The organism is Fictibacillus sp. 7GRE50 (assembly GCF_015903875.1).
Taxonomy (GTDB): Bacteria; Bacillota; Bacilli; order Bacillales; family Fictibacillaceae; genus Fictibacillus; species Fictibacillus phosphorivorans.
The window spans coordinates 507,615-523,253 of record NZ_JACZDW010000004.1 but is presented as its reverse complement, the minus strand read 5'-3'; the positions used below and the strand labels follow the sequence as shown (position 1 = coordinate 523,253).

Sequence of the window (15,639 nt, the reverse complement as noted above, 5' to 3'; positions counted from 1 at the left end):
CATTTTCTTACCTTTTATCGACTCATACTTATTCCACTGATTAACTCACCAGTTTGTTGAATAAGACGAATTATTTTTTCTGTAATACCAAGTATATGCCCTTTCCAATAACAGCTATCAATAAAACAAATGCGAATGTAGGCATTCCCAAATCATTACCCCAGCTCAATGATCCTTCTTTAGTTGTTATATAAGCTGCAGAAGCTTTAATGGAATCGGCTAATTGAGTCATTGCGTAAACTATAATCCCTGTTAACACTGCTTGAGCAATAAGAAAATACCCTAATATTTCTTTCATATCCTAACCCCTTAGAATTTAGTTTTCTTCATTTTCTCTATTCATTGTTTAACTGACCTTCTTTTAATTCCATAAAAAAGGCACTTCTCCTTCTTGAAGAAATGCACCCGATTGTTGAAAAACGAAAAACCAAATATGATTTACTTTATGTCCAAGCGCCAATTGTTACAATGTATGAAATTACCGGGTGGGTATTCAAATTCGCAATCTGATATAAATGAAAAGTTGAGCTTTCGACAAATCGTATTTGAAGCAGGATTATCAACAGAAGGGAAAGCGTGTATGTATTTATATTTCTTTTCCTTAATTGCTTCATTAATTGCAAGTCTAACGGCATGTGTTGCTATCCCTTTCCCCTGAAATTGTGGTAGTATGCTCCACCCTATTTCATAAACACATTCATTATTCCAAGTTGATTGCCAATATACAACTGATCCAACCGCTACAAAATCAGGACTTAGGGTAATGCTAAATACTTTTCCCTTTTCACCAAGTTCAAGATACCTTTTATGACGCATTAGAACCTGTTCATTACTTTCAGACCCTCCGAGATGTTCCATCATTTCTGGTGCGTTTAATTTAACAAGTAGATCAAGGTCTTTGTCTTCCCAATTATTAATTTGTATTTGTCGTTCTTCACTTTGTTTTGAAATAACGTCCATCTCCTTAAAATTATTATTCTATATCCTTCTACTCATAATAAACTCCTTATTCCACAATCCTGCTACGTTTGTTTAGTAAATTCAATAAAAAAGTGCATGTTTCCTTGTTGAAGAAAAGCAACCATTTGTTGAATATGGAATTAAGTAAGAGAATATTTAGTTGCTAAATAAATTAATTGTTTTTCGCTCTAGCCTTTTGAAACAGTTTTACAATAAATAAAGTTAGGAAAAATGTTACCAGATTAAGAGCAACTCTTTCCCATCTTTCTAATCCCTCACTAAAAACAGTCATTACAGTTGCTGTTACAGCTCCTGCCATAAGTATTTGAACTATATTCATAGTTTTTCTCCTTCTTTAAGAAAAGCACCCTTTAGTTGAATAAACCCCATATAGTAAATGTATCTTGGTATTCCAGTATTTCGATACAAATACCATATTCTAATTTAGGTTCGACAATAATAAAATCAAATTCTTCTTGTGAATAACCACTAAAACTGATCATCCAATTAATTTCCTTAAAAACATTCCCAATATCTACGATAATAGCACCTGTTTCAAGATAGGTTTGGTGAAACAAAATAACATTTTTATCTTTAAACGGCATTCTCGATTTAAAATCACTAATGTGTTTTATTGCTGTTTCATGGCTGTGTTCAAATTTAATTTCAAGTTTATCTTCTTTTAGTTTATTAATTTTAACAAATAGTGACTCGAGTAAAAACTTAGAAGACTGAATATCTAAAAAGGAATCAAGTGATAAGCTGATACTTTTAGTTCCCATTTTCTTAATAATATTTTCTCTTCTGTTTTTTATTTGAAGTGATCTAACCCGTTCTTTGCGGTCGTTTACTTCCACTTATTAATACACCCCTATTTAATTGCGGTCAGCACATTAACGTACCCAATTGTAAAATTACTTATTTCAGGAATGATACCATTTTTTTGAATAAAAAAGCACTCCCCCATTTCAGGAATGCCTCATATATATTTAGCTTAATTCTCCTATAATCCAAACTTCACCTTCAAGATAATAGTCCTCGTCAGAAATGATTTCCTTATATCCCTTTACTTCCAGATTAGAGGGAGCTTTGAGACGCCATTCTTTTAAAAGGTCTCTGTCTTTGTCTAAAGGAATCCATTTCTGTTCTTCTGAATTCCTTTCAAAAAATCCTTCAAACCAACTTTTATCGGGTAGGACTGCAATTTGAGAGTCAAACAAACTAGGTAGAGAAATGACCGTATATATTCTAAAATCTATTTGTTCTTCTTTTTTAATGCTTATTAAATGATTGACTTGATCAATTAATGTTTGCATAATACCTCTTCGTATACTATTTGGAGTCTTCTTTGAATCTACATATTCTTGATTAAAAGGTAAATGTTCATGCCAATATCCTAGACTGCTTTCGTTCAAATCAGGCATTATTTTCATTGAATTCTCTATTTGTTTAATTAATGTTTTGTATCTTCTCTTTAGTCCCCTAAGTTTCTTTTTCGATCCATTATCAAATCTCCAGTTATTCATATTAATCATCCTCTACTTAACATAAATTTACCATATCACTTATTCAACAATCTGGACCATTAGTGGAACATAATTGAGTAAATTCCATGGAAAAAAACACTATTCACTTTATAAAGTGAACAGTGCTGGATTTCAGACTAGTTATATGCCAAAATTTGTTCAGTGTAGGTTTTAAAATCTATCTAATGCTTTTCAATAATCTTTTGCACAATCTCAAGGTTTACTTCTTGATAAGCAATGTTACGAAATCCCACCATTGCCTTTAGTCCCTTACATAAATCTGTTGTGATGATGTCATTTTGCTGAAGCAGATCAAACGTCTCTCGACTTGTTTGAGGAATTCCCAGTTTCTTTTCTGCTACCACATGCATACCGAGATCAATAGCCGCTTCACAAGCACGCTGGATATTCAGAATGATGGAATCTTGTTTTGTAAAGTTTTCTAATTCAATGGAGTATCATCATACTCTTCATTTATCCGCTTTAAGCATCGTTCGATGATGCTAATCTTGTTTAGTATCACATCATTTCTCATAGATTGATCCACTCTCTTCGATTCTTTTGATCACGATCTCTCGTTCTTCGTTTAATTTCGCATACATCTTTAATGTCTTCATCTCAAATTCCATTCTGCGTTTATCATCTTTACAAAGTATCGTGTTAAAAGATCCTGCTCTTGAAATCCATAAATATATCTAACAATGATAATGTACTATACTATTAACATTTCAAATGCATTTTTTCTTGCAGCATTTTATCTGCTAATCTGATGTTTTCCTTTAAAAAAAGGGTGAATTTGCATGTGCTAGAATCTCAGTAGTAGTCATCCAAATAACCTCATCTACCTCTTCTTTGCTTTTTGCATATGGTTCACCTGATTTATAGTGACAAAGAAAAACAATATCAATGACATTTATCCCTGATTCAGTGACAAAGGAAGAACTATTTACTTATCTTAGATCTGCAACTTCACTACCTACTTCTTCAAGAATTTAAAGTCCTCTCAAGAATACACTGTTAATTTCAAATAACAGTGTGTTAATGGTTCAATTTTATTGTGAGCTAACATTTTGAATTAAAGTGTAATAATAATCGGACCATCTTTAGTAAGGATAATTGTATGTTCTACTTGTGCTACATAGCTTTCTTCAGTAGCATAGGTCCAACCGTCTTCTTTTTGGAAAACTTCTTCTTCTAACGTTGATATAAATGGTTCGAATGCGATAACCATCCCATCCTTTAATAATTCGTGATCCCATGGGTCATTATAGTTTAAAATATGGTCTGGTTCTTCATGTATTCTTCGTCCCACACCGTGTCCTGTAAGGTTTTTGATAACCGTGAACCCATGCTGTTTCGCTGTTTCATATACGGCTTTTCCGATTCTGCTTTTTTTGGAACCCGGTTTAGCTTTCTTAAGACCTGCTTCAAATGCCTTTTTCGCAACGTCGCATAATTTCGTTAATATTTCTTCTCCTTGTCCAACTACAAATGAGATTCCAGTATCAGCGAAATAACCGTTCTTTGAAGCAGAAACATCAATATTTACAAGATCGCCTTCTTGAATAACCCTAGGACCGGGAATACCATGAGCCACTTCATCATTAATACTGATGCACGTAAACCCTGGAAAGTCATATTCACCTTTAGGAGCTGAAACTGCACCTGCTTTTTCTAATAGTTCTCCGGCAATATCATCAAGTTCTTTCGTCGTAATGCCTGGAATTGTTCTTTGTACTAAATCATCTCTAACTGAGGCAATAATTCTGCCAATTTCCTTCAATCCATTAAAATCTTCTTCTGTTTTTGCAATCATTTTTATCCTACCTTATTATTTTTTATCATTATTCACTACATATTGTTTATAGTAACTCTACTTTCTCAAAAAATTATACCCATGTAAATTATTTGATACTCCCTTATACGCTTAATAACAAAAAGTACATAGGATTAGATGCGGATATACTTGCTGGCAGTTTCAATATTACTAATCACTAGCAGTAGAGTTGACGATAGTCTAATTAGACCTTATTATAGTATACAAGTCTAATTAGACTATTATGTAAAGGAATGAAGATGAAATGATTAAATCTTTTTTAATGTTAGGGCAATCAAATATGGCAGGTCGAGGCTTCTTGCATGAGGTAGAACCTATCTATAATGAAAAAATAAAAATGCTGCGCAACGGACAGTGGCAAATGATGACAGAACCCATTAATTATGACCGTCCTGTTGCTGGTGTAAGTCTGGCTGCATCCTTTGCAGAGGAGTTTGCAAAAGCCAACCCACATGATGAAATTGGTTTGATACCTTGTGCGGAAGGTGGCAGTTCCTTGGACGATTGGCATCCACAAGGTACTCTTTTTCAACATGCCTTGTCTGAAGCACGATTTGCTCTGGAAACCAGTCAAATTTGTGGCATACTTTGGCATCAAGGTGAAAGTGATAGCCATAATTCTCTACATGAAACGTATTACGAAAAGCTATCTCTGATCATTGAAACTTTACGTAAAGAATTAAGCCTTCATCATGTCCCAGTAATGATTGGGGAGCTTGGCGATTTTTTAGGAAAAACAGGTTTTGGAAAGTACTCATCAGAGTTTCAAGAGATCAACAAACAATTACGGCGATTCGCTCATGAGCAGCAAAATTGTTATTTTGTATCGGCAGAAGGCCTCACTCCCAATCCGGATGGTATTCATTTAAACGCAGTTTCCCAACGAAAATTCGGTTTTCGCTATTACGCTGCATTTTCGAGAAAGTCTCATATCTTAGAGCCTCTTTCGGATGAAGATCAATCCCTAAAAATAAACAATAACTATTCCAAGACGGAACAGATTTATATTCATAGTATGGATTTAGCTCTAGGTAAAATCACATACGCTGAATTTGAAGCAAATATGGCGGTGGTGATGCAATCTTGATTCCCTTGCTAATCCTTGGCTTACTTATACAAAACCCTGGCGCTCATGGATACGAACTATTAAGTTTAATGGAAAAACGACATTATCAATATATCGTTAACTTTACGAAAGGATCATTTTATTACAATTTGCAACAACTTGAAGAAAAAGGTTGGATTGAACAAACACAACACATACGTCCGAACAACGGTCGTGACATTCACACCTTTAAAATCACGTCTTTGGGCTTAGAAGAATTTGATCAATTAATGATCAAATATGGAACGAAATCCGAATATGTAAAATTACCAATCTATGGGACGTTACTATTTGCAGATATATTCGATACAAATAAGTTGTTAGGAAATATTCAATCTCAGATTGAACAAACTGAAGCCAGAATTGCCCTCCTTGATGAATACTTAGCAAACCATAAGGAACTACCTGGAAAGATTGATTATTTTCGCCGTATGAACGAAAATTCTCGTTCTCACCATTTAGTAAACTTAAAATGGTTTCAAGAAATAAAGTCAGACATAGAGAACGCTACTATATAAAGCAAAACTAAAAATCACCCATCCAGATTTCTTACCAAAAATGGATGGGTGATTTTTAGTAGTCTGTTTTTTAACGAAGTACTTCTTTCCGTTCAACAACTCCCTTAAATGCATTCAATATCACGTTGTTCCCCACTACGCAAACATAGGTGTTACCTTTTTCAAAGGCTTGCTGTGTTCCTTTGCTATCGGCAGCTACCGTTCCGATGGGCATTCCTTTGACTAGAACTTTTTGGTATAGGTGTTGCAATGTTTGTTGAACGTTTGGGTGTTGGGCGCCTTGTTGTTTGTAGCCCATGTCGACAGATAGGTCTGTAGTTCCGATAAAGATGGCATCGATGCCGTCGACACTCATGATATCCTCGATGTTTTCCACTGCATGATGGGTTTCGATATGAGGGATGACTAGGATGTTTTCGTCTGATTGATTCAGGAATGACTCCCCTCCTTTATGTCCATAGTGGGCGGCTCTGTGTGAGTATGCGACGCCCCTCGTTCCCAATGGCGGAAATTTGGCCCGTTTTACAGCGGTAATAGCATCTTCCTTTGTGTTGACCATCGGAATTTGCACTCCCTTCGCTCCACGGTCCAGTGCTTTCTGGATACTGGATGGGTCATATGAGACGCGGACGATGGGGACCAGGTCAACTGATTCGGCAGTCCTAATCAAGTTCTCCAGTTCGGTTTGGCTGAATGCGCCATGCTCGTCGTCTATGACGATGAAGTCGAATCCAGCATAGCCCATGATTTCGACTAGATTGGGAGAATAGAATCCTATGAAACTACCAAGGACTTTTTTTCCGCTCTTAAGTTTTTCCTTTACACGATTATGCATGGCATTTCCTCCTCAGCCAATTTTGAAGGGCATCCGTAACGGCTTCAGGCTGCTCTAGGGTACTTAAATGTCCACATTTATCCACCACTACTAATTGTGATTTTTTAATGAGCGCACTCATTTCTTCATGCAGATACGGGGGACAAACGGTGTCGTCTTTCCCTACCAATAATAGCGTGGGAACAGTAATATCCCGTAAACCTTCCCGATAATCTGACCTCAATGATACAGCATGTAGCTGCTTAAGATAGTAGTTTGGACCTATCGTTTCTGCCATATCCATGATTGTTGATACGAGCATATGATCTACTTGTCTGCTCGGATGGATGAGGTTCGGCAGCAGACGTTGTTGTACCACTTGTTGAAAGTGTCCCGCCTCAACCATTGCACGGAGTTCTGCCCAACTTTTCCTTTGTTCCGGTCTCGGTCTGGTGGGGTTGGAGTCTAAGAGTGCTAGCCTTGTTACTCTTTCCGGTTGCTGGCGTATGATTTCCATCGCCACAATTCCACCGAGTGACAATCCAGCGAGGGCAAAGCGGTATGGGGCTTCGTCTAAGACCCTCTCAGCCATTTCTTCAATCGTTGCTTCTTTGTTCAGAACACATACTATGGGGTTGGAAACATCAGTTAGATGTTCTAACTGATGTTTCCACAGTTTCTCGTCGCATAACGTACCAGGCAGTAAGACGAGTGCTTCCTTTTCCATCTATTTTTCTCCTGCTCTGAGTTTCTCAGCCATTTGTTTCTCAAGGCTCGCAAAGTTGTCTGGTTTAACCATTTTTCCAAACTCATCTGCATGAAAACCGTGCTCTGCCGCTTTTTTAACGACCTGAGGCGACCAGTATGGATCTTTTCCATCAAATACTTCATGCTGCTCTAATACAGCAAATATCCACGCATCCTCATCGCTAATGTTTTCAAACCCTCTCCATAGGCCGGGTGGAAGAGAAATCAGATCCCATTCTTCAATAATGGTTTCTCCTTCAATTTCATCTTCGCTATTCCCCCAATAGAATCTCCATTTCCCAGAAAGTGGAAGGAACGCTTCAATATAATCATGTGTATGGTAGGCCGGGCCGTTGCCTGGAGGTGCCTTGACCATTCCAATTTGAAAGCCGTGAGGCTCTGTGATCTCAGGGGAATATTTGTCGTTTTCACTTGCCGTGTCCCCAATGAGTGCATAATTAAGACGTTGGTGCCCGGGGATGATACTGTCTATGAACATGAGTGGGATGGCTTTTGACTTTAGGTCATTGAAACGGACAATCCAGTTTTCCTCCATCTTTTCATTTGAAACGTGTCTTTTAACTTTCGGTTGTTGAGTAGGCATAGATAATCTCCCTTTCTAACTTTAAAATTTGATGGTGACGAGCTTCAGTTCGGTCATTTCTTCGATTGAATATTTGATGCCTTCTCTACCGGTCCCGCTGTTTTTCACGCCGCCATAGGGCATGTGATCGACACGGAATGTCGGAACATCGTTGACCATAACGCCTCCAACCTGTAGGGCGGCTATCGCGTCAAACGCTTTATGAATGGAGGTCGTATAAACGCCTGCCTGCAATCCATATTGAGAGTCATTCACACAGGTAACCACATCTTCCAAATAATCGTAAGGTGTAATTGTAACGACGGGGGCAAAGGCTTCTTTACAGCTGATGGATAATGTGGACGAAGCACCTGTGATGATGGTAGGCTCAAAAATCGCTCCTATTCGTTTTCCACCAAGTGTGATGTTGGCACCTGACTCTGCTGCTTCCTCAATCCAGCGCTCGACTCTCTCTGCTTCGGTTTCGTTGATCATCGCTGAGAGGTCAGTTCCTTCAGATAGAGGATCCCCTATAACAAGCTGCTTTACTTTTTCGACGAAGCGTTCTACAAATGTTTCATAGAGTTCTTCTTGGACATAAATTCGTTGAACGGAGATGCAGACTTGACCGGAAAATGCGTAAGCGCCTTCCACACATCGTTCGACGACAGCGTCAAGATCATCTGTCCCATCGATGATGACAGCTGAATTCGATCCGAGTTCAAGGGTGATTTTTTTCAGTCCAGCTTTTTCTTTAATGCCAAGACCGACCTCCACGCTTCCTGTAAATGTCACCATTTTGACTCTGGAGTCCCTCACGAGCTGATCTCCTATGACGCTTCCTCTACCCGTCACAACGTTCAATGCTCCATCCGGCAAGCCTGCTTGCTCAAATAATTCCGCTGTAAATAGGGTACTGAGTGGTGTTTGATTCGCAGGCTTTAGAACGATTGAATTCCCCGCTGCAAACGCCGGTCCAAGCTTATGAGCGACCAAGTTGAATGGAAAATTAAACGGTGTAATCGCGGCAATTACCCCTAATGGCTCACGGATGGTGTAGGCGAAGCGACCCTTCCCACTTTTGGCCGCATCCATCGGAATCGTTTCGCCATGGATGCGCTTCGCCTCTTCACTAGCGAACTTATACGTTTCTATGGTTCTTGCAATTTCTGCACGTGCCGCTTTGATAGGTTTTGCACATTCAAGAGCTAGAATCTCCGCTGCTTCTTCTGATCGTTCTTCAAAAAGCTTAGAAACGCGTTCAAGGACATTTGACCGTTCCAACGAGGTCAGCTCTTTCATTTTCATAGCACCGATTTCAGCACTTGCTAATGCATCTTCCACTTCCCTTTTGTTCGCCAGTGGGACACTGGCGAGGAACTTTCCGTTATAAGGGGATGTCAATTGGTAGTAATCTCCTGCTTCTTGCCACTTGCCATTTATAAAAAGGTTCTTTTTAGAAGATTGCTTTAACATCATGCTTCAACTCCCTTCCATGCATGTTGGTAGATCTCTAGAATTTTTGATTCGGTGAGTTGATACGGTGTATTGGATAAGAGTCGATCGATTTGCGACGATTGTTTGGCAAGGGTTGGTAAGTCCTCTTCTCTCACCCCAAGCTCACAGAGCGATATAGGAAGCTCCAGTGTTTTAAGCAAATCAAACAAGTAGCCTACGACTGCCTGGAGGGCCTGATGCGGCCGGTCCGTGTAATCCCCGAGATCTAGATAGCGTGCTACCTCGACCATCTCTTTCGTGCACGTTACTCCAGTCACTTTGAAAACATATGGCATGAGTAAGGCATTTGCTACACCATGTTCAATGTGATATCTTCCGCCGAGTGGATAAGCCAGTGCATGAACGGCTCCCACTCCAGCGTTCGCGAGCGATACACCGGCCAATACGCTGACCCAACTCATACCGATGCGTCCCTCTAAATCCTTGCCATTATGAACGGCCTTCGTAATCGACGGAACGAACAACTTCATCGCCTTCTCTGCATACATTCTCGTAAGAGGGGTTGCTTTTGAGGCGACATACGATTCAATTGCGTGCGTGAAGGCATCCACTCCAGAAGCAGCGGTCACCCTTGGCGGGCATGAAAGTGTCAGAGCTGGGTCGATGATGGCCACGTCTGGAAGAAGGTATTTGCTGACAATCCCTCGTTTCAATTCCTTTTCTTCATCCCCGAAAATGGCGTTCATCGTGACTTCTGATCCTGTTCCTGACGTTGTTGGAAGCAAGATGCATTTCACTGACCTCGATTCAATGGTGGCCACACCACTTAAATAAGGATTGATATCCTCTTTATCTACAATGGCCGCCGTTGCTTTGGCCACATCAAGTGCGCTGCCACCTCCAATGCCTATAACGAGCTCGCCTTCGGCCAGCTTCACATACTCAACCGCTTTTTTGACGAGTGAAAATGTTGGTTCGCCTTCGATATCGGTGAACACGTCCGTCTCAATACCGGAGGATTCAACTAATTCCAGGGCACGCTGAACGAGCCCGGCTCGCTCCAGTCCCTTATCGCTAATGATGACAACTTTTTTCACGTTTAATTTGTTGATTTCGTCTGGAAGAGAGTAAAAGGTATCCATTCCGAAACGAACATTTCCGGGCATTTGAAAATCTTGAAAGCTTATAATTGAACGATTTTCTAACGATGTACTTGTTGACATCAGTTTCACTCCTCTGTTTTTGAATGCGCATTCAAAAAGGTTTATAATTTTTTTCCTCTTCATGTTGTTCTTCGAGATAAATCTGTCTCAGCACATCCAATCCGTCAAATGTGATCCACTCTTCAATTATTTTTCTATTTCTCACCTTTAGGTGGTTAATACCCAAAATCTCAACAGGTTTTCCGCTTGGGCTCCCAAAATATCCGATGCCTTCATGAATGCCCTGTAGTCTCCATCTAACAGCAACATCCCATTCATTATGCTGGATACCTTCGTTACACGTAACTCTTTCAACGATAAACTTGGCACTCGGAAAGGTGGCGAACAAACTTACAAGCATCCCTTGAATCTGACTCGAGCCAATCAGATCCTGATTGCAAATGTAGTGGACGACAGCATGATCAGCGTAGAAGTCTTTCACGTGATTGAACAATCGCCATTCCCACAGTTTGTTGTACATCTCCAGAATGAAATCCCCGATTTCAAAGTCATTTGACTTAGGCGAATACACCGTCGGCATCAACTGGCCGTTCATCGTCTCGCTCAATCCAAAGTGGGTTTGGATGACGGGGGATTGTCCAAGCTTCTTTGCCACCTCAACAGGATCAAAGCCCAGCTGCTTCACCAGCGAAAGATTGTCCCTCACAAGCCACTCCTCTACAATTCGGTTAGAATGAACGAAGCAATCCACCGTCGTTCTAAAGAAGACCTTCTTCCCTGTCGCCGGTCCGAACGCTGAATCTCCTAGGTTGGTCGCATTAGATGCCACACGATGGGAAGATAGGAACCCCTCCTCATCATTTCCGGACCAAATCACATTCTCACCGATGAGCCTTCGGTCTGGAAACGCGTGCAATGCCTGCAATGTCCCGGATACAACCGCATTCACTCCCTTGATGTGGTCTGTCCCCGTGTGCATCGTGACGTCGTTATGATACGTTTGATAGATGACACCTATGCCTTTTTCTTCCCAAATTCGGTGGGTAATTTTAATGATATAATCCACAAAATCAAGATATTCATCGTCAAAACCATTCATTCTTTGCTTTCGGGCTGTATGCTTAGAGTATTCGTTGTAATCAGCATATCCTACAGAGTTGACGAGGTTTGAATCACCGTAAAAAACCTTATCATGATGTGTTGGCTGATGAAATGGACTTTTCACTTCTTCTTTTGATCGCTCTTCTGTTTTCGTCATGTTACATACCTCCTTTTTTGAAGATTTTAGATAGACGTCCAACCACCATCCACCTTAATGGTTTCACCTGTTATAAAGTTTGCCATGTCAGATGCAAGAAACAAGACTGCTCCTGTCACATCGGAGGGTTGGGCGAGTTTCCCCAATGGAATCCTGCGAAGGACATCCTGGTAGAATTCTTTGTCTAGGAACATGTCGGATGTGAGTTCCGTTTCAATGAACGTCGGAGCGACGGCATTCACTTTAATATTGTGAGGAGCCCACTCGACAGCAAGCGCCTTAGTCATCTGAACAGCTCCTCCCTTACTTGAGCAATAGGCAGCCCGTTTCACATACCCGACGAAAGCCATCTGTGACACGATATTGATGATTTTTCCGCTTGCCTGTGGGATAAAATAATGAGCTGCACGCTGAGAGGAGAAGAAGCTTCCTTTAAGATTCGTGTCCAAAATGGCATCCCAATCCTCTTCGGTCACATCCATCGCTTCTTTCGGACGATTGATCCCTGCATTGTTCACCACAATATCCAGTCCCCCCATATGGGCAGCAGCTTTATCTACCATCTTATAAGTCTCATCAATCTTTCTGATATCTGCCTTTACATACGAGCACTGAGGGTTGTGCTCCTTTAACTCATCGACAGCGGTGGACAAGTCATCTTCATTCCGCCCACTGATGACAACAATCGATCCTAGCTTACTAAAAGAAAGAGCAATATCCTTGCCAATCCCTTTACTGCCTCCAGTAACCAAAACCTTTTTCCCTTTTAAATCTGCGAATTGGGTCAATACCCTTCCTCCCTTCTAAGTCGATTTCTCCACAAGAAACCCCGTCGTTTTTCGTTGGATCAAATCGGGTTCTAATATAATTTGGAACCCAGCATCGTTCTCTTCCCCGTCTTCTATAAGAGAAATCAGCTTCTCCAATGCAAGTGTAGCCATTTTTTCTTTGGGCTGAGTAATTGTCGATAAACCGATGTATTGATTCCTTGCTAGATCGATGTCATCAAAGCCAATCACCGATAGTTGATCTGGTACCTTGATGTTCTCGCTTGCTGCTGCATCTAGGACTGCGAGAGCCATCTGATCAGAAGCAGCGAAAAAGCTAGTGGGACGGTCGCGTTTTTTTAGTAATGCTTTGGTGAAGTGGTAGACCTCGTCATATGAGAATTCCTTATTGTAGATGTACTCGTCATTTCTCTCAATTCCCAATTCCTTCAGCACTTCTTCATACCCCAGATTTCTTAGGTGTGTCGTCAAGTACTTGGATGGCCCGGCAATATATCCGATGCGGCGGTGATTTAGTTGGTAGAGGTGTTCTACGGCGATTTTTGCTCCCTTGTAGTTATTCACCGCAATATAGTTCGCTTTCTCATGTTCCAAAATACTATTAAATAAAATGACGGGAAAATTTTGATTATATAACTCTTTGATTCGTTCGTTGTTCTTATCGGCTGAGGCAATGATGATCCCGTCGACGCGCTTGCCTTTCAGGGTCTGAATGTATTTGTTTAAGTTTTCTTCGTTGTGATTGGTGTTGCAAAGAATTACATCGTACTGCCTCTCCTGCGCTTTTCCTGTGATTACCTTGGCGCTCTCTGCAAAGAAAGGATTCGTTATATCCCCTACAATTAAACCGATCGTCCTCGTTTTATTACTCGCGAGACTTCTTGCAATTTCATCCCGTGTAAAACCTAGCTCCTCGATCGCGATGAGAACTTTTTGTTTCGTTGACTCTTTAATATGAGGGTAATTGTTCAGCACCCTTGATACGGTAGACTGGGACACACTTGCTTTTCTTGCTACATCGTACGCACTAATTCTGTCTTTCATTGATCAAAACCCTTTCAATACGAAACATTAAATACCGGATAACTTTTTCAAACGATTGAATCCGGATTCACAGGTTCATTATAGTTGAATATTCTGAAAACTTCAATTTGTCTTATTAGGACGAACCATCCTATCACCTCTAGGTAAATTTTCACTTCAACATTCCTTAAAGTTGAATAAGTCCCAATATAACAATCTGAGCGATGAACAATCCCAAAAGAGCATAGGAATAACGATCAAATCCTCCTGGTAAGATGGAATGGCCATTCGCATCTGTCGTATTTCCGTCTGCGATAAGCTTTAACCTTTGACCTTGATACGTAAATTCCTCGACCTCAAGTTTTCTATTCTTACTAAATAGTAAACTAGCACTGTAACCTATGATGAGTGAAATCACACAACCGATCGGATAATTCCATAGCCAATTTACGAGTCCTAGATTCCCGATATACGTAGTTACGATAATTCCAAGAACAAAACCAATGGCGACCCCATTGTCATTCGCTCGCTTCGTAAACATAGCCAATAAGAACATCGCCAGAATCGCCCCTGAAAAATACGATAGATAACTCCCTACCGTCTTTAAAATAGATGCAGTTGTTCCACTAAATGCTAACAACGTAAAGACAATCAGCAACAATCCGAATACGAATGTAAAAATCATGGATACCTTTAAAGATGCCTGCTTTCCTTTTGATACAAATTTCTCATAAATATCTTTAATAAACACTGTCGTAACAGAATTGAGCACGGAGTCTATACTCGACATGGCCGCAGCAAAGATTCCCGCTAGAAGTAACCCCAACACACCGACAGGAACATTATTGGCAATGAACGTGATCATAATATTGTTTGAGTTACTAAACTCCCTTCCGCCAAAATACACAAAGAGCAAGACACCCATGAACATGAACACGAAATACATACTATTCATCACAAATCCACTTATACAAATGGAACGCTTCACTTCATTAATAGACTTGGCTGCGAACATCCGCTGAGTCTGTGTTTGATCGGTCGCATAATATTTAAGCCACATAAAAAGTCCCCCGATTAAACCGACCCACACACCATTTTCTAATTGAGCTTCAAGTGAGAAATCAAGTGCATCAAGCTTCCCTTCTTGTTTAACCACCTTCATCGCCTCAAAAAAACCAATGTCCAGATTGATTAAAATAATCACGACCGACGCAATGACTGCTCCCCACAAAACAACCATCTGAACGGCATCCGTCCAAATAACCGCTTTTATCCCACCCAGCAACGTATACAGAATCGACACTGCCACTACAAGTGGAACAACAAATGTCAACGACCACCCCGTAAAGGTTTGAATCACCAAAGAGGGGATAAATAAAAAAGATCCAACCTGAATCACATTCGAAACAATAAAGCCAAATACCACCAGCAGTCTACTTTTCCCTCCGAGCCTCATTTCAATATATTCATAGATGGACGTCACTCTTAAGTTATAAAAAAATGGTAGGAATATAGATAGCGTTAAAATTAAAACTAATGGGATACTAAAGTTCAGCATAAACGCAATCATTCCCGACTCATAAGACCAACCCGGTCCCCCAATAAAACCATTCGCACTTACAGTCGTAGCGGCTATTGAGAGCGCAATAGGCAACGTCGCCACCGATCTGCCTCCCACAAAGTAATCATCCTGAGTATGATTTCCCTTTCCCAGCTTATACCCCATGATGATAAGAGTGATCATGTATACCGCAATAATTGTCATATCGATCCAACTCATCTTGATTCTTCCCCCTTATCCTTCTTTTCATATCCTTTTTGAATGCGCATTCAATATGATCCGTATTTTGTTAGCACGC

Annotated in this window: 17 protein-coding genes and 2 pseudogenes; 2 read left to right on the top strand and 17 right to left on the bottom strand. The window is 40.3% G+C overall.

Features of this window, described 5'->3' with window-relative positions:
* Window positions 1-70: 70 nt before the first annotated feature.
* From IHV12_RS17925 to map, 8 genes and pseudogenes are all read right to left on the bottom strand, one after another.
* On the bottom strand, window positions 71-298 hold the full coding sequence (locus tag IHV12_RS17925) for a hypothetical protein (protein ID WP_197191696.1): 228 nt from the start codon (window positions 296-298) through the stop codon (window positions 71-73).
* Between the two features lie 140 nt (window positions 299-438).
* Window positions 439-951: a GNAT family N-acetyltransferase gene (locus IHV12_RS17920; protein ID WP_370568844.1), complete on the bottom strand. Its 513-nt coding sequence runs from the start codon at window positions 949-951 to the stop codon at window positions 439-441.
* A 181-nt stretch (window positions 952-1,132) separates the two neighbouring features.
* Window positions 1,133-1,300: a hypothetical protein gene (locus IHV12_RS17915; protein ID WP_197191694.1), complete on the bottom strand. Its 168-nt coding sequence runs from the start codon at window positions 1,298-1,300 to the stop codon at window positions 1,133-1,135.
* A 31-nt stretch (window positions 1,301-1,331) separates the two neighbouring features.
* Window positions 1,332-1,817: a YxiF family protein gene (locus IHV12_RS17910; protein ID WP_197191693.1), complete on the bottom strand. Its 486-nt coding sequence runs from the start codon at window positions 1,815-1,817 to the stop codon at window positions 1,332-1,334.
* 132 nt (window positions 1,818-1,949) lie between these two features.
* Complete coding sequence (locus tag IHV12_RS17905; protein WP_197191692.1) at window positions 1,950-2,486, bottom strand: DUF3916 domain-containing protein; 537 nt, start codon at window positions 2,484-2,486, stop codon at window positions 1,950-1,952.
* A gap of 182 nt (window positions 2,487-2,668) precedes the next feature.
* Window positions 2,669-3,021 (bottom strand): annotated as a pseudogene (gene hepT, locus IHV12_RS17900) (type VII toxin-antitoxin system HepT family RNase toxin).
* A pseudogene (locus IHV12_RS17895) lies at window positions 3,011-3,145 on the bottom strand (type VII toxin-antitoxin system MntA family adenylyltransferase antitoxin); the annotation flags it as partial. The pseudogenes hepT and IHV12_RS17895, both read right to left, overlap by 11 nt.
* A gap of 416 nt (window positions 3,146-3,561) precedes the next feature.
* Complete coding sequence (gene map / locus IHV12_RS17890) at window positions 3,562-4,302, bottom strand: type I methionyl aminopeptidase (RefSeq protein ID WP_197191691.1); 741 nt, start codon at window positions 4,300-4,302, stop codon at window positions 3,562-3,564.
* Window positions 4,303-4,567: 265 nt separating this feature from the next.
* Here map and IHV12_RS17885 point away from each other — a divergent pair, with 265 nt between their 5' ends.
* Window positions 4,568-5,410, top strand: a complete 843-nt coding sequence (locus tag IHV12_RS17885; protein WP_197191690.1) for a sialate O-acetylesterase — start codon at window positions 4,568-4,570, stop codon at window positions 5,408-5,410.
* Window positions 5,407-5,946, top strand: coding sequence for a PadR family transcriptional regulator (locus IHV12_RS17880; protein ID WP_197191689.1), 540 nt, complete (start codon window positions 5,407-5,409; stop codon window positions 5,944-5,946). The genes IHV12_RS17885 and IHV12_RS17880 overlap by 4 nt, the downstream gene beginning before the upstream one ends.
* A 70-nt stretch (window positions 5,947-6,016) precedes the next feature.
* On the opposite strand, the gene IHV12_RS17875 is transcribed toward IHV12_RS17880, so the two are convergent.
* The 9 genes from IHV12_RS17875 to IHV12_RS17835 all read right to left on the bottom strand — a co-directional run bounded on the left by IHV12_RS17875 (window position 6,017) and on the right by IHV12_RS17835 (window position 15,560).
* Window positions 6,017-6,781 (bottom strand): HpcH/HpaI aldolase family protein, encoded by a 765-nt coding sequence (locus IHV12_RS17875; protein WP_197191688.1) that lies wholly within the window; start codon window positions 6,779-6,781, stop codon window positions 6,017-6,019.
* The gene (locus IHV12_RS17870) at window positions 6,774-7,487 is read right to left on the bottom strand and encodes an alpha/beta fold hydrolase (protein WP_197191687.1); all 714 of its coding nucleotides are present in this window, start codon (window positions 7,485-7,487) and stop codon (window positions 6,774-6,776) included. Before IHV12_RS17870 ends, IHV12_RS17875 begins: the two co-directional genes overlap by 8 nt.
* Window positions 7,488-8,111, bottom strand: coding sequence for a cupin domain-containing protein (locus IHV12_RS17865; RefSeq protein ID WP_197191686.1), 624 nt, complete (start codon window positions 8,109-8,111; stop codon window positions 7,488-7,490). It lies immediately after the preceding gene.
* Window positions 8,112-8,132: 21 nt separating this feature from the next.
* On the bottom strand, window positions 8,133-9,569 hold the full coding sequence (locus IHV12_RS17860) for an aldehyde dehydrogenase family protein (protein WP_197191685.1): 1,437 nt from the start codon (window positions 9,567-9,569) through the stop codon (window positions 8,133-8,135).
* Complete coding sequence (locus IHV12_RS17855; RefSeq protein WP_197191684.1) at window positions 9,566-10,771, bottom strand: iron-containing alcohol dehydrogenase; 1,206 nt, start codon at window positions 10,769-10,771, stop codon at window positions 9,566-9,568. The genes IHV12_RS17860 and IHV12_RS17855 overlap by 4 nt, the downstream gene beginning before the upstream one ends.
* 31 nt (window positions 10,772-10,802) lie before the next feature.
* Window positions 10,803-11,969, bottom strand: coding sequence for an ester cyclase (locus IHV12_RS17850; protein WP_197191683.1), 1,167 nt, complete (start codon window positions 11,967-11,969; stop codon window positions 10,803-10,805).
* Between the two features lie 26 nt (window positions 11,970-11,995).
* A complete protein-coding gene (locus tag IHV12_RS17845; RefSeq protein ID WP_144699689.1) occupies window positions 11,996-12,757 on the bottom strand; it encodes an SDR family NAD(P)-dependent oxidoreductase in 762 nt (253 codons plus the stop codon).
* A 15-nt stretch (window positions 12,758-12,772) separates the two neighbouring features.
* Entirely contained in the window at window positions 12,773-13,801 is a 1,029-nt protein-coding gene (locus tag IHV12_RS17840; protein ID WP_197191682.1) for a LacI family DNA-binding transcriptional regulator, read from the bottom strand.
* Between the two features lie 166 nt (window positions 13,802-13,967).
* The gene (locus tag IHV12_RS17835; protein ID WP_144699685.1) at window positions 13,968-15,560 is read right to left on the bottom strand and encodes a sodium:solute symporter family transporter; all 1,593 of its coding nucleotides are present in this window, start codon (window positions 15,558-15,560) and stop codon (window positions 13,968-13,970) included.
* Window positions 15,561-15,639: the final 79 nt, after the last annotated feature.